Below are 13,673 nucleotides of genomic sequence, written 5' to 3' on the forward strand. Positions count from 1 at the left end.
AGAAGGCCGCCGCGAAAGGGCGTAGTCACATCGCGTCCGGGCGCGACATGATCGGGGGCGACCGGTCTCATACGACAGGAGACATGCTGTGCCCTCTGGGACCCATTCCATCGACGAAGCCTTCACGGCGCTGCCCCTGCGGGCGCTCGCCGACGCGGCGCTGGCCCGGGCCCGCGCCCTCGGCGCCGAGCACGCCGACTTCCGCTGCGAGCGGGTGCGCGGCGCGGCCCGGCGGCTGCGCGACGCCCGGCCCGCGGGCTCGTCGGACACCACCGATTTCGGCTACGCGGTCCGCGTGGTGCACGGCGGGGCCTGGGGGTTCGCCTCGGGCGTCGATCTGACGATGGACGCGGCGGCCAAGGTGGCCTCGCGCGCGGTCGCCATGGCCAAACTGTCCGCGCGGGTCATCGCGGCGGCGGGCTCCGACGCGGGGGCACCTCCCACGCCTTTCGGGCAGTGGGGGAGGGTCGAGCTCGCCCCCGAGCCCGTGCACGCGGACCGGACCTGGATCTCCTCCTACGAGATCGACCCGTTCACGGTGTCCGACGAGGAGCAGAGCGCGCTGCTCGCCGACTGGAGCGCGCGGCTGCTGCGCGCCGACGGTGTGGAGCACGTGGACGCCTCGCTTTACAGCGTGCGGGAGAACAAGTTCTACGCGGACACGGCGGGCACCGTGACCACCCAGCAGCGGGTGCGGGTGCACCCGGTGCTGACCGCGACCGCCGTCGACCGCGCGAGCGGCGAGTTCGACTCGATGCGTACGCTCGCCCCGCCGGCCGGGCGCGGCTGGGAGTATCTGACCGGCACCGGCTGGGACTGGGACGCCGAGCTCGCCGAGATCCCCTCGCTGCTGGCCGAGAAGATGCGGGCGCCCGCCGTCGAGAGCGGCCGTTACGACCTCGTCGTGGACCCCTCCAATCTGTGGCTGACCATCCACGAGTCGGTCGGCCACGCCACCGAGCTGGACCGCGCGCTCGGCTACGAGGCGGCGTACGCGGGCACCTCCTTCGCCACCTTCGACCAGCTGGGCAAGCTGGCGTACGGCTCGCGGGCGATGAACGTGACCGGTGACCGCACCGCCGAGCACGGGCTCGCCACCATCGGGTACGACGACGAGGGAGTCGAGGCGCAGTCCTGGGACCTGGTGAAGGACGGCACCCTCGTCGGCTATCAACTCGACCGCCGCATCGCCCAGTTGACGGGCCTTGGCCGCTCCAACGGCTGCGCCTTCGCGGACTCCCCCGCGCACGTACCGGTCCAGCGGATGGCCAACGTCTCGCTCGCGCCCGACCCGCAGGGGCCCACCACCGAGGAGCTGATCGGCGGCGTCGAGCGCGGGATCTACGTCGTCGGGGACCGTTCCTGGTCGATCGACATGCAGCGCTACAACTTCCAGTTCACCGGCCAGCGCTTCTTCCGCATCGAGAACGGGCGCCTGGCGGGCCAGCTGCGCGATGTCGCCTACCAGGCCACGACCACCGACTTCTGGGGCTCCCTCGAGCGGGTCGGCGGCCCCTCGACCTATGTCCTGGGCGGCGCGTTCAACTGCGGCAAGGCCCAGCCGGGCCAGGTCGCGGCGGTCTCCCACGGCTGCCCCTCCGCCCTGTTCCGCGGCGTCACCATCTTGAACACCACGCAGGAGGCCGGCCGATGAGCCCCCGTTCCCCCCTCAAGCCCCACGAGATCGTCGAGCGGGCCCTTGAGCTGTCCAGCGCCGACGGCTGTGTCGTCATCGCCGATGAGCATTCCTCGGCCAACCTGCGCTGGGCCCGCAACGCGCTGACCACCAACGGCGTGACGCGCGGGCGCACCCTGACGGTGATCGCGACGGTGGACGGCGCCGAGGGCACCGCCTCCGGGGTCGTCTCCCGCTCGGCGGTCACCGCCGAGGAGCTGGAGCCGCTGGTACGGGCCGCCGAGGCGGCGGCGCGCGGCGCGGGGCCCGCCGAGGACGCCCAGCCGCTGGTCACCGGGGTCCCGGTGTCGGCGCACTTCACCGACGCGCCGGCCGAGACCTCCTCCGAGGTGTTCGCCGGTTTCGCGCCCGCCCTCGGCGAGGCCTTCGCCCGGGCCCGCTCCGGCGGGCGCGAGCTGTACGGCTTCGCCCACCACGAGCTGACCTCCACCTACCTCGGCACCTCCACGGGCCTCAGGCTGCGCCACGACCAGCCCGGCGGAACCCTGGAGATGAACGCCAAGTCTCCGGCGGCCTCGGGCGGCCACGAACGTTCGGCGTGGGCCGGGCGGGCCACGGCCGACTTCACCGACGTCGACCCAGCCGCCCTCGACGACGAGCTCGCCCGCAGGCTCGGCTGGGCCGAGCGGCGCGTGGAGCTGCCCGCCGGCCGCTACGAGACGCTGCTGCCGCCGACCGCCGTGGCCGACCTGCTGATCTACCAGATCTGGTCGGCGGCGGCCCGGGACGCGGCCGAGGGCAGGACCGTCTTCTCGCGCCAGGGCGGCGGCACCCGCGTCGGCGACGCCCTGGCCCGCCTGCCGCTCTCGCTGCGCAGCGACCCGCGCGAGCCCGGCCTTGAGTACGCGCCGTTCCTGGTGGCGCACGCCTCCGGCGACACGCAGTCGGTGTTCGACAACGGCCTGCCCGTCGGCGCGACGCAGTGGATGCGCGAGGGCCGCCTCGAGCACCTGGTCACCACCCGGCACAGCGCCGGCCTCACCGGTCTGCCCGTGGCGCCGGCCGCCGGGAACCTGATCCTGGACGGCGGGGGCGAGCGCTCCCTGGAGGAGATGGCCGCCGCCACCGAGCGGGGGCTGCTGCTCACCTGCCTGTGGTACATCCGCGAGGTGGACCCGGCCACGCTGCTCCTGACCGGCCTGACCCGCGACGGCGTCTACCTCGTCGAGGACGGCGAGGTGGTCGGCGAGGTCAACAACTTCCGCTTCAACGAGTCGCCGGTGGACCTCCTGTCGCGTGCCACCGAGGTCGGGCGCACCGAGCAGACCCTGCCCCGGGAGTGGAGCGACTACTTCACCCTGGCCGCGATGCCCGCGCTGCGCGTGCCCGACTTCAACATGAGCTCGGTCAGCCAGGGAGTGTGACCCGCCTAGACTGACCACCGGAGCCCGGCGACCGGACCCCAACCATCGGAAACAGTCCGACCCAGCACTATCCCAAGGAGACCCGCAACCGTGACGGACATCGTCGACGAGCTGAAGTGGCGCGGGCTTTTCTCGCTGTCCACCGACGAGGACGCCTTGCGCAAGGCTCTCGCGGACGGTCCCGTCACGTTCTATTGCGGCTTCGACCCGACCGCGGCCAGTCTGCACGTCGGCCACCTGGTGCAGGTGCTGACCGTGCGCAGGCTCCAGCAGGCGGGCCACCGTCCGCTGGCCCTGGTCGGGGGCGCCACCGGCCAGATCGGTGACCCCCGGCCGACCGCCGAGCGCACCCTGAACGACCCGGAGACGGTCGCGAACTGGGTGAACCGGCTGCGCGGCCAGATCGAGCCGTACCTGTCCTTCGAGGGCGAGAACGCGGCCGTGATGGTCAACAACCTGGACTGGACCGCGGGTCTTTCCGCGATCGAGTTCCTGCGGGACATCGGCAAGCACTTCCGGGTCAACAAGATGCTCACCAAGGACTCGGTCGCCCGCCGCCTGGAGTCCGAACAGGGCATCAGCTACACGGAGTTCAGCTACCAGCTGCTTCAGGGCATGGACTTCCTTGAGCTGTACCGGCGCTACGGCTGCACCCTCCAGCAGGGCGGCAGCGACCAGTGGGGCAACCTCACCGCCGGGCTCGACCTGATCCACCGCCTGGAGCCGGACGCCGAGGTGCACTGCCTGGCGACGCCGCTGATGGTCAAGGCGGACGGCACCAAGTTCGGCAAGACCGAGGGCGGGGCCGTGTGGCTCGACCCGGAGATGACCACGCCGTACGCGTTCTACCAGTTCTGGCTGAACGTGGACGACCGGGACATCTCGACCTACATGCGCATCCTCTCCTTCAAGTCCCGCGAGGAGCTGGAGGAGATCGAGAAGCTGACCGGGGAGCGGCCGCAGGCGCGCACCGCGCAGCGGGCGCTGGCCGAGGAGCTGACGACGCTGGTGCACGGCGCCGACCAGTGCGCGGCCGTGATCGCCGCGTCCAAGGCCCTGTTCGGCCAGGGCGACCTGGCCGGACTCGACGAGGCGACGCTGGCCGCCGCCCTGTCCGAGCTGCCGAACGCGAAGGTGTCCGAGCTCGGCCCGGTCACCGACCTGTTCGCCGAGGTCGGCCTGGTGGCCAGCAAGTCGGCGGCCCGGCGCACCGTGAAGGAGGGCGGGGCCTACGTGAACAACGTGAAGGTGACCGCCGAGGACGCGGTGGCCACGGCCGGGGAACTGCTGCACGGACGCTGGCTGGTGCTGCGCCGGGGCAAGAAGAACCTGGCGGCCATCGAGGTCGTCGGCGCCTGAGTCGAAGTCGTCGGGCCTGAGCGGCCCACGCGCCCCGGATCCGGGCGCGCGAGAAGGGGGCGGTTCCCGGCGGAACCGCCCCCTTCGGCGTGCCCTCAGGCTCGCTGTTTGTTGCCCCGCAGCGCCATGTACAGCATGTCGCCGAGGAAGACGATGACGACGGCGGCCGCGATCTGCAGTCCGTGCCGGCCCCAGTCGATGCCCTTGGTCTCGGCGATACCGATGGCCCGGGCGATCGAGTTGCCGACGATGCCGCCGATGATGCCGAAGATGGTGGTCAGCCAGAGCGGACTGTGCTGCTTGCCGGGAATGATCGCCTTGGCGATGAGACCGAGCACGAATCCGACGATGATGGCCCACAACCAGCCCATGGGTGCCTCCTAGTGCGGCTCGACGTGAGCGGGTCCAGCCAGTGTCCGCCCGTACCCCGTACGGCGCATGTCGGACTCGTCCATACGGGGCGGGTACCGGGGCATCCGCGCGCTTTGGTACGGCCCCGGTCTCGAACGCGCCGGAGCCCCGGCGTACGGTGGTGAGCAGTCAGGGCCGGGGAGAGCCCGCCGTGGAAGCCGGGTGGTGGACAACGTGGTGCGGAAGCAGAGCAGCGGTCAGGTCTTCCGGATCACCGGGGCCCGTCAGGGGCTCGCCGAGGACGTCCGGGGGCGCCAGCGCCGCTATGTGATCTCGATGTCCGTCCGCACGGTGTCGGTGATCCTCACGGCGGTGCTGTGGAACGTCGAGCGTCCCGTCGCCATCGTGACGCTGGCCCTGGGCGCCCTGCTGCCGTATGTGGCGGTGGTGTTCGCCAACGCGGGCCGGGAGAACGTGACTTCGCTGCCCTCCACCTTCATCCCCGCGCCCTCGCGTCCGGCGCTGGGCATGGCTCCGGCGGCCGGCGGCGCGCAGTCGCCCTCGTCACCGGCGGCCGGTGACCACGAGCCGCCCTCCCGTGAGCAGGGCTGATCGGTCACCCTCGGCCAAGCTCAAGAAAACCTCAGATCAATCATGAAGTTCCGGTGCACCACACCGGGTCCCCCATGACATACTTCGTAGGCGCTCCGCATCCCCCGTCGGAGCGACGGACCGACGCCGGGCAGCTCCCCCCGTGGCTGCTCGGCGTCGCCATGTGTACGGGGGTGTACGGGGCCCATGCCGCACAATGTCTCTGTGAGTGACGAGACGAGCGACGAGACCCCCATCTGTTCCGCCAAGGGCTGCCGTGCCGCCGCCGTCTGGGTCCTGGCCTGGAACAACCCCAAGATCCACACGCCGGAGCGGCGCAAGACATGGCTCGCGTGCGAGGAGCACCGCGAGCACCTGTCCCAATTCCTGGGCGTACGGGGCATGTTGAAGGATGTCGTGACGCTCGCCGCGTGGCAGCGGACGCCGGGCTCAGCCGCCGATCGCTGACATCGGCCGGTCGGGCTGGAGGAAGGTCGGGTCATCGAGACCGGACCCGGCCTTCTTCCCCCACATGGCCACCTTCCACAGCCGGGCGATCTCCTCGTCCCCCGCGTCCGAGCGCAGGGCGGCGCGCAGGTCGGACTCCTCGCGGGCGAACAGACAGGTGCGGACCTGGCCGTCGGCGGTGAGGCGGGTGCGGTCGCAGGCGCGGCAGAAGGGCCGGGTCACCGAGGCGATGACGCCCACGGTGTGCGGGCCGCCGTCGACCACCCAGCGCTCGGCGGGCGCCGATCCCCGCTCGTCGTCGCCCTCGGGGGTGAGCGTGAAGCGCGTACGCAACGAGGCCAGGATGTCGCCGGCGGTGATCATGCCGTCGCGCTTCCATCCGTGCTGCGCGTCGAGCGGCATCTGCTCGATGAAACGCAGCTGGTAGTCGTGCTCGATGGCCCAGGCCAGCAGGTCGGGCGCCTCGTCGTCGTTGAGACCCGGCATCAGGACGGTGTTGACCTTGACCGGGGCCAGGCCCGCGGCCCGGGCGGCCTCCATGCCCTCGATGACGTCCCTGTGCCGGTCGCGGCGGGTCAGCGTCTTGAACACCTCGGGGCGCAGGGTGTCGAGGGAGACGTTGACGCGGTCGAGACCCGCCGCCTTCAGGGCGGCCGCGGTGCGCTTGAGCCCGATGCCATTGGTGGTGATCGACATCTGGGGGCGCGGCTCCAGGGCCGCGCAGCGCTCCACGATCCCGGTCAGCCCCGGCCGCAGCAGCGGCTCACCGCCGGTGAAGCGGACTTCGTTCACCCCTAGATCGGTCACGGCGATGCGGATGAGGCGGACGATCTCGTCGTCGGTCAGCAGGTCGGGCTTGGCCAGCCATTGCAGGCCTTCTTCCGGCATGCAGTACGTACAGCGCAGATTGCAGCGGTCTGTCAGCGAAACGCGCAGGTCAGTGGCCACACGGCCGTAGGTGTCGATGAGCACTGTGGGCCCCCTCCCCTGTCTCGGACGTCCATCGGATCTTGCGTACACATTCGAGCCTACGCGAGACGTACGACAACGACGGGGGCCGATTGCGACGAGGTGCGGCGAGAGCGTGTCGTAGGACCCTACGACACGCTCTCGGCCACGTTCCGTGCGGAGGTACGTCAGTGCGCGCCGATGCCGGTGAGGGACTTCACCTCCAGCTCGGCGTACTTGCCCAGGTCGGGCTCCTCCTTGGACAGGAGCGATCCGATCCAGCCGAGCAGGAAACCCAGCGGGATGGAGATGAGGCCCGGGTTCTCCAGCGGGAACCAGTGGAAGTCGACGCCCTTGAACATCGACGTCTTGGGGTTGCCGGAGACGACCGGCGAGAACAGGACGAGGAACACCGAGCTGAACAGGCCGCCGTAGATCGACCAGAGGGCGCCCTGGGTGGTGAAGCGTTTCCAGAACAGGCTGTACAGGAGGGTCGGCAGGTTCGCCGACGCGGCCACGGCGAAGGCGAGCGCGACCAGGCCGGCCACGTTCATGTCGCGGGCGAACGCGCCGAGCAGGATCGCGACCGCGCCGATCAGGACGGTGGCCCAGCGGGCGGCCCTCATCTCCTCCTTCTCCGTCGCCTTTCCCCTGCGGATGACGTTGGCGTAGATGTCGTGCGCGAAGGACGACGACGAGGCGAGGGTCAGGCCCGCCACGACGGCGAGGATGGTCGCGAAGGCGACCGCCGAGATCACCGCGAGCAGCGTCGCGCCTCCCGTGGTGCCGACGCCGCCGCCCAGATACTCGGCGAGCTGGGGCGCCGCCGTGTTGCCGGCCGGGTTCTGCGCCTTGATGGCGGCGGGTCCCACCAGGGCGGCCGCGCCGAAACCGAGCGCGATCGTCATCAGGTAGAAGGCGCCGATGATGCCGATCGCCCAGTTCACCGACTTACGGGCGGCTTTGGCCGAAGGCACGGTGTAGAAGCGGATCAGGATGTGCGGGAGGCCGGCGGTGCCCAGCACCAGCGCGATGCCGAGCGAGAGGAAGTCCAGCTTGGAGGTGCCGTTCGCGCCGTACTTGAGGCCTGGTTCGAGGAACGCCGAGCCCTTGCCGCTCTTCTCGGCCGCCGAGCCGAGCAGGTCGGAGATGTTGAAGTGGAACTTGAGCAGCACCAGGAAGGTCATGAGGATGGCGCCCGCGATCAGCAGCACCGCCTTGACCATCTGCACCCAGGTGGTGCCCTTCATGCCGCCGATGGTGACGTACACGATCATCAGGACGCCGACGAGGGCGACGATGAGGATCTTGCCGGCGTCGGTGGTGATGCCCAGCAGGAGCGAGACGAGCACGCCCGCGCCGGCCATCTGGGCGAGCAGATAGAAGATCGACACGACGATGGTGGAGACGCCGGCGGCGGTGCGGACCGGGCGCTGGCGCATCCGGTAGGCGAGCACGTCGCCCATCGTGTAGCGGCCGGAGTTGCGCAGCGGTTCGGCGACCAGCAGGAGCGCCACCAGCCAGGCGACCAGGAAGCCGATGGAGTAGAGGAAGCCGTCGTAGCCGAACAGCGCGATGGCCCCGGCGATACCGAGGAAGGACGCGGCGGACATGTAGTCGCCGGAGACCGCGAGGCCGTTCTGGAAGGCGGTGAAGCGGCGCCCGCCCGCGTAGAAGTCGGAGGCGTTCCTGGTCTGGCGACCGGCCCACACGGTGATGGCGAGGGTCGCGGCGACGAACACCGCGAACAGCGTGATGATCAACGGCCGGTGCTCGGTGGTCGAGGAGGCGGCGAGGGGGATGAGGGCGGTGCTCATACGTCGTCCTCCATGCGGGACTTGATGGCCTCGGCCCGGGGGTCGAGCTGGGCCGAGGCGTGGCGCGAGTAGAACCAGGCGATGAGGAAGGTGGTCAGGAACTGGGCGAGGCCGAAGACGAAGGCCACGTTGATGTGGCCGACGACCTTGGTGGCCATCAGGCCGCCCGCGTAGTTGGAAAGGAGCACGTACAGCAGGTACCAGCTGATGAAGGCGATGGTCAGCGGAAAGGCGAACGAGCGGTGGGCGCGCCGGAGTTCACCGAACTCGGCGCTCCGCTGCTCCAGGACGAACGCCTCGGTGCTCGGCCCGGCCGGGCCGGGGACCGTCCCGGTTTCGGGGGGTGACGCGTCGGTGGCCACAGAATCTCCTCGCGGTGCGGATGCGGCGGGCAGGGGCAGGTCTGGCATGGGGTCCTCGCGGCGGGACGGGGATGCGGTCCCCCCGACAAGGGCACGGGGCACGGGCCGCCCCGGTTCACCCCGGCCGTCTTTTGCTCCGCCGCGCGTGCGCCCGGGGGTGGCCGGTCCCCGGCCGGCGCGTGGCGTGATCGCGTGGGGTATCGGGGCGAGCGAGCGACTTTCCGCGCGGACTCGGCGCAAATCGTTGATCCTTCGAGATGATCGGCGATAGCTTCACTGCTCGATCGGCCCGTGACGGCCCGCGGCCCCGGCCGCCGTCCCTCACATCCGTACGTACGTACCGAGAGTTCCGCCAACCCCATGGAGACCCCATGACGTTGCACATCTCCCGTACGCGCCGCGCCGTCGCCCTGACGGCGGGTCTGGCCACCGCCGCCGCGCTCGCGCTGCTCCCCGGCACGGCGACCGCCGCGTCCTTGGCCCCCGCCGTGTCGAGCGCGAAGGCAGGCGACAGCGCGGGGCCCGAGCTGAGCTACATCGTCAACCTCCGCCCCGGGCAGGGCACTTCGGCCCGGGTGCAAAGGGCCGTCACCGAGGCCGGCGGCCGGGTCCTCCAGGCGTACGACCGGATAGGCGTCCTCGTCGTGCGCTCCGCCAACGCGGACTTCGCCAAGACCATCCGCGAGGTCAGAGGCGTCGACTCGGCCGGGGCGAGCCGGACCGCGCCGCTGCCCGCGCAGTCCACCACCGATGTGGGCACGCCGAAGAAGCTGACCGCCGAGGAGCTGAAGGCGGTGTCCGCCAAGGCGGCGCCCGGCGAGGACCCGCTGGAGCCGTTGCAGTGGGACCTGAAGGCGATCAAGGCGGACAAGGCGCACGAGAAGACCCTGGGCAGCTCCAAGGTCACCGTCGGCGTGATCGACACAGGCGTCGACGACACCCATCCCGACATCGCGCCGAACTTCGACCGGTCCAAGTCGGTCAGCTGCATCAGCGGCAAGCCGGACACCACCGACGGCGCCTGGCGCCCCTTCACCACCGGCGGCTCACCGCACGGCACCCATGTCGCGGGCGAGATCGCGGGCGCCAAGAACGGCGTGGGCATCACCGGGGTGGCGCCCGGCGTGAGGATCGCCGCGATCAAGGTGTCGACGCAGGGCGGCAGCTTCTTCTACACGGAGTCCGTGGTCTGCGGCTTCATGTGGGCCGCCGAGCACCACATCGACGTCACCAACAACAGCTATTACACCGACCCCTGGTACTTCAACTGCAAGAACGACCCCGACCAGAAGGCGCTGGTCGAGGCGATCACCCGGGCGTCGAGGTACGCCGAGTCCCGGGGCACGGTGAACGTGGCGGCGGCCGGCAACGAGAACTACGACTTCACGTCCGCCACGATCACCGACCCGTCGAGCCCGGACGACGCCACCCCGGGCAGCCGGGTGATCGACCCGCGTGAGTGCCTGGACATCCCGACCCAGCTGCCGGGCGTGGTCACCGTCGCGGCCACCGGCGCCAAGGGCCTGAAGTCGTCGTTCTCCAACTACGGGCTCGGCGTGATCGACATCGCGGCCCCGGGCGGCGACTCGACCGCCTACCAGCCGCCGAAGGCCCCGGCCACCAGCGGCCTGATCCTCGGCCCCGTCCCCGGCGGCAGCTGGGCCTACATGGCCGGTACGTCCATGGCGACACCGCACGTGGTGGGGGTGGCGGCCCTCTTGAAGTCGACGCACCCGCACGCGTCGGCGGCCGCGATCAAGGCGCTGCTCACGCTCCAGGCGGACCGGACGCCGTGCCCGAAGCCGTACGACATCGACGGCGACGGGACGGCGGACGCGGTCTGCCGGGGCGCCACGTTCTACAACGGCTTCTACGGGGCGGGTATCGCCGACGCCCTCAACGCCGTGCGCTAGCAACCGAGTCGGGGGCCGTCCGCGCCGGCGGGCGGCCCCCTTCGGCGCGTCCTACGGCTTGACGAGGACCTTCAGGGCGGTGCGCTCGTCCATCGCGCGGTAGCCGTCGGGCACGCCCTCGATGCCGACGGTGAGGTCGAAGACCGGGGAGGGGTCGATGGTGCCGTCGAGCACGTCGGCGAGCAGTTCGGGGATGTAGGTGCGCACGGGCGCGACCCCGCCGCGCAGCGCGATGTTGCGGTCGAACATGACGCCGAGGTCAAGGCCGGTGCCGCTGCCGTGCGGCACGCCGACGTAGCCGATGGCGCCGCCGTCGCGGGTGATGTCGACGGCGGTGCGCATGGACTGCTCGGTGCCGACGGCTTCGATGACGGCGTGCGCGCCCTGGCCGCGGGTGAGTTCGCGCACCGCGTCCACGGCGGCCTCGCCGCGCTCGGCCACGACGTGGGTGGCGCCGAAGAGCTCGGCGATGTCGGTACGGGCCTTGTGGCGGCCCAGCGCGATGATCCGCTCGGCGCCCAGGCGCTTGGCGGCGAGCACCCCGCACAGGCCGACGGCACCGTCGCCGACGACGGCCACCGTCGAGCCGCGCCTGACACCCGCCCCGAGCGCCGCATGGTGTCCGGTGCCCATGACGTCGGACAGGGCGAGCAGCGCGGTCAGCAGGTGGTCGTCGGACGCGGCGTCGGCGGGGAGCTTGACGAGGGTGCCGTCGGCGAACGGCACGCGGACGGCCTCGCCCTGGCCGCCGTCGGAGCCCACCGAGCCCCAGAAACCGCCCTGCGGGCAGGACGTGGTCAGGCCCTCGGCGCAGAAGTCGCAGGTGCCGTCGGACCAGACGAACGGTGCGACGACCAGGTCGCCCGTGCGCAGGCCGCGCACCTCGGAGCCGGCCTCCTCGACGACGCCGAGGAATTCGTGCCCGATCCTCTGGCCCGGCTTGCGGGCGGACTCCCCGCGGTAGGCCCACAGGTCGCTGCCGCAGATGCAGGCGCGCAGGACGCGGACGACCGCGTCGGTGGGCATCTGGACCTTCGGGTCCGCCACCTCCTCCACCCGGATGTCGTGGGGGGCGTGGATGACGGTGGCGCGCATGGTGCAGGTCCTTGCCGGTCAGGGGGTGGTTCGGGGCGGTGCGGGGCGGTTCGGTGGGTGAGGCTGGTTCAGGGGGCGGGGGACTTTCCACGGTACGCCTGTGCGAGAAGGGTCTGCGCTCCGGCGTACGTCAGCATGATCCAGAAGTCGGGGTCGGGAAGCTGCGGCCAGTGGGCGACGCCGGTGGCGATGAGGGAGTCGGAGAGCAGGAACAGGGCGCCGCCGACGCCGACCAGTGGGCCGAGCCGCGCCGAGCGGCAGGCCATCGCGGTGAGCAGCAGGCTGTATCCGGCGACCGGGACGCGCAGCCCGGCGGGCAGGTCCCCCCAGAGCGCGGCGACGGTGGCGGCCAGGGCGACGGCGTACGCGACGGCGAGCGCGGGATGTGTCCTGCCCCGCCCGAACAGCACGAGGTAGCAGACGTGCCCGGCGGCGAAGCAGCCCATGCCGAGCAGGAAGGCGGCGTCGGCGTTCGAGAGCAGGAACACGTCGCCGCCCCAGCCGCACAGGAGCGCGGCGATGAGCAGCCGCCGCCCGCCGCGCGCGTACACGTGCCCGGCGAGCAGCGGCATGAGCAGCGGCTTGGCGATGAGGTGTCCGGTGTGCCAGCCGGCGAGCAGTGCGGTCAGGTCGAGGGCGCAGGCCAGCGCGAAGGCGACGAGGAGCGGGCCGGCCGCGGCGGCGCGCCGGGGCTGCGCGCACGCGGGCGGCCCGAGCGGGACGGCGTTCGCGCCGGGTGGGGTCATACGGCGCGCTCCGCCACGGGGGCGGGCGCCGCGGCGGGGCCGGTGGCGGGTTCGGCGGTGGGTTCGGCGGCCGTGCCCGCCGTCTTTGCCGGGGGGCGTGGCTGCCAGCCGGGCCCGCCGAAGACCCGCCCGGCCCGCTCGCGCCAGGTGCGTGCGGCGCGCACGTCGCGGGCGATGGCGGCGTACTCATGGGTGGCGACGCGCAGCGGGTTGAAGGTGAAGATGTTCTTGGTGAGCCCGAACACGGGCCGCTCGGTCTCGGCGGTGAACGAGCCGAACATCCGGTCCCAGATGATCAGGATGCCGCCGAAGTTGCGGTCCAGGTAGCCGCCCTGGGAGGCGTGGTGCACCCGGTGGTGGGAGGGCGTGTTGAAGACGAACTCCACGGGCCGGGGCAGCTTTCCGACCCGCTCGGTGTGCACCCAGAACTGGTAGACCAGGTTCGCCGACGAGCAGAACGCGAGGACGGCCGGGTGCACGCCGAGCGCGATGAGCGGCACGTAGAAGGGCCACACCGTCCATGTGGTCCAGGGCTGGCGCAGCGCGGTGGTCAGGTTGAACTTGCGGCTTGAGTGGTGCACCACGTGGCAGGCCCACAGGATCCGGATGACGTGGTGGCCCCGGTGCGACCAGTAGTAGAAGAAGTCCTGCCCGAGCAGCATCAGCGGCAGGGTCCACCACAGCACGGGGATGCTGAGCGGGGTCAGCGCGTAGACCGCCGTGTAGATCGCGACGATGGGAATCTTCCACAGCGCGTCGAAGACCAGGCTGCCCAGCCCCATGCCGACGCTGGTGGCGGCGTCCTTCGCCTCGTACCCGGCGGCGTCCTCGTCCGGATGGAGGCGGTAGCTCACCATCTCCACGACGGTGAGCAGCACGAAGGCGGGTATCGACCACAGCACGACATCGGGCAGATTCGGCGACATGCCTGCACCGTAGGGGCCGGGCGGCGGCTCCGGCTAG

The 13,673-nt window shown here is 71.4% G+C and carries 13 protein-coding genes; 6 read left to right on the forward strand and 7 right to left on the reverse strand.

The window, feature by feature from the left end; translation table 11 throughout:
* The first annotated feature begins 109 nt into the window (after nt 1-109).
* The 3 genes from ABR738_RS09955 (at nt 110) to tyrS (ending at nt 4,419) form a co-directional block, all read left to right on the forward strand.
* Nucleotides 110-1,654: a TldD/PmbA family protein gene (locus tag ABR738_RS09955; protein ID WP_502964216.1), complete on the forward strand. Its 1,545-nt coding sequence runs from the start codon at nt 110-112 to the stop codon at nt 1,652-1,654.
* Nucleotides 1,651-3,060 (forward strand): metallopeptidase TldD-related protein, encoded by a 1,410-nt coding sequence (locus ABR738_RS09960; protein ID WP_350229608.1) that lies wholly within the window; start codon nt 1,651-1,653, stop codon nt 3,058-3,060. The genes ABR738_RS09955 and ABR738_RS09960 overlap by 4 nt, the downstream gene beginning before the upstream one ends.
* A 90-nt stretch (nt 3,061-3,150) precedes the next feature.
* The gene (gene tyrS / locus ABR738_RS09965) at nt 3,151-4,419 is read left to right on the forward strand and encodes a tyrosine--tRNA ligase (protein WP_350229609.1); all 1,269 of its coding nucleotides are present in this window, start codon (nt 3,151-3,153) and stop codon (nt 4,417-4,419) included.
* 95 nt (nt 4,420-4,514) lie between these two features.
* Here tyrS and ABR738_RS09970 read toward each other — a convergent pair whose 3' ends face one another.
* Complete coding sequence (locus ABR738_RS09970) at nt 4,515-4,790, reverse strand: GlsB/YeaQ/YmgE family stress response membrane protein (RefSeq protein ID WP_189961347.1); 276 nt, start codon at nt 4,788-4,790, stop codon at nt 4,515-4,517.
* Between the two features lie 202 nt (nt 4,791-4,992).
* Here ABR738_RS09970 and ABR738_RS09975 point away from each other — a divergent pair, with 202 nt between their 5' ends.
* Entirely contained in the window at nt 4,993-5,382 is a 390-nt protein-coding gene (locus ABR738_RS09975; protein ID WP_388457451.1) for a DUF3099 domain-containing protein, read from the forward strand.
* Between the two features lie 204 nt (nt 5,383-5,586).
* On the forward strand, nt 5,587-5,829 hold the full coding sequence (locus ABR738_RS09980) for a hypothetical protein (RefSeq protein ID WP_350229610.1): 243 nt from the start codon (nt 5,587-5,589) through the stop codon (nt 5,827-5,829).
* On the opposite strand, the gene moaA is transcribed toward ABR738_RS09980, so the two are convergent.
* The 3 genes from moaA to ABR738_RS09995 form a co-directional block, all read right to left on the reverse strand.
* Nucleotides 5,812-6,801 carry a GTP 3',8-cyclase MoaA gene (moaA, locus tag ABR738_RS09985; RefSeq protein WP_350229611.1) on the reverse strand — a complete coding sequence of 330 codons (990 nt, stop codon included), beginning with the start codon at nt 6,799-6,801 and terminating at the stop codon, nt 5,812-5,814. The two genes, ABR738_RS09980 and moaA, sit on opposite strands and share 18 nt — an antisense overlap.
* A 164-nt stretch (nt 6,802-6,965) precedes the next feature.
* Nucleotides 6,966-8,594 carry a monocarboxylic acid transporter gene (locus ABR738_RS09990; protein WP_350229612.1) on the reverse strand — a complete coding sequence of 543 codons (1,629 nt, stop codon included), beginning with the start codon at nt 8,592-8,594 and terminating at the stop codon, nt 6,966-6,968.
* Nucleotides 8,591-8,956, reverse strand: a complete 366-nt coding sequence (locus ABR738_RS09995) for a DUF485 domain-containing protein (protein ID WP_350229613.1) — start codon at nt 8,954-8,956, stop codon at nt 8,591-8,593. The genes ABR738_RS09990 and ABR738_RS09995 overlap by 4 nt, the downstream gene beginning before the upstream one ends.
* Nucleotides 8,957-9,327: 371 nt before the next feature.
* Here ABR738_RS09995 and ABR738_RS10000 point away from each other — a divergent pair, with 371 nt between their 5' ends.
* The gene (locus ABR738_RS10000; RefSeq protein ID WP_350229614.1) at nt 9,328-10,869 is read left to right on the forward strand and encodes a S8 family peptidase; all 1,542 of its coding nucleotides are present in this window, start codon (nt 9,328-9,330) and stop codon (nt 10,867-10,869) included.
* A gap of 51 nt (nt 10,870-10,920) precedes the next feature.
* On the opposite strand, the gene ABR738_RS10005 is transcribed toward ABR738_RS10000, so the two are convergent.
* The 3 genes from ABR738_RS10005 to ABR738_RS10015 form a co-directional block, all read right to left on the reverse strand.
* Nucleotides 10,921-11,964 (reverse strand): zinc-dependent alcohol dehydrogenase family protein, encoded by a 1,044-nt coding sequence (locus ABR738_RS10005; RefSeq protein ID WP_350229615.1) that lies wholly within the window; start codon nt 11,962-11,964, stop codon nt 10,921-10,923.
* Nucleotides 11,965-12,032: 68 nt separating this feature from the next.
* Nucleotides 12,033-12,710 (reverse strand): lysoplasmalogenase, encoded by a 678-nt coding sequence (locus tag ABR738_RS10010; RefSeq protein ID WP_350229616.1) that lies wholly within the window; start codon nt 12,708-12,710, stop codon nt 12,033-12,035.
* Nucleotides 12,707-13,636 carry a sterol desaturase family protein gene (locus ABR738_RS10015; protein ID WP_350229617.1) on the reverse strand — a complete coding sequence of 310 codons (930 nt, stop codon included), beginning with the start codon at nt 13,634-13,636 and terminating at the stop codon, nt 12,707-12,709. Before ABR738_RS10015 ends, ABR738_RS10010 begins: the two co-directional genes overlap by 4 nt.
* Nucleotides 13,637-13,673 lie beyond the last annotated feature (37 nt).

This window comes from Streptomyces sp. Edi4, assembly GCF_040253615.1.
Lineage (GTDB): Bacteria > Actinomycetota > Actinomycetes > Streptomycetales > Streptomycetaceae > Streptomyces.

Bases quoted from the DNA above. Each gene is read 5' to 3' on its own strand.
- ABR738_RS09960 (WP_350229608.1), top strand. From the start codon at position 1,651: ATGAGCCCCCGTTCCCCCCTCAAGCCCCACGAGATCGTCGAGCGGGCC.
- ABR738_RS09970 (WP_189961347.1), bottom strand. From the start codon at position 4,790: ATGGGCTGGTTGTGGGCCATCATCGTCGGATTCGTGCTCGGTCTCATC.
- ABR738_RS09990 (WP_350229612.1), bottom strand. From the start codon at position 8,594: ATGAGCACCGCCCTCATCCCCCTCGCCGCCTCCTCGACCACCGAGCAC.
- ABR738_RS10000 (WP_350229614.1), top strand. From the start codon at position 9,328: ATGACGTTGCACATCTCCCGTACGCGCCGCGCCGTCGCCCTGACGGCG.
- ABR738_RS10005 (WP_350229615.1), bottom strand. From the start codon at position 11,964: ATGCGCGCCACCGTCATCCACGCCCCCCACGACATCCGGGTGGAGGAG.
- ABR738_RS10010 (WP_350229616.1), bottom strand. From the start codon at position 12,710: ATGACCCCACCCGGCGCGAACGCCGTCCCGCTCGGGCCGCCCGCGTGC.
- ABR738_RS10015 (WP_350229617.1), bottom strand. From the start codon at position 13,636: ATGTCGCCGAATCTGCCCGATGTCGTGCTGTGGTCGATACCCGCCTTC.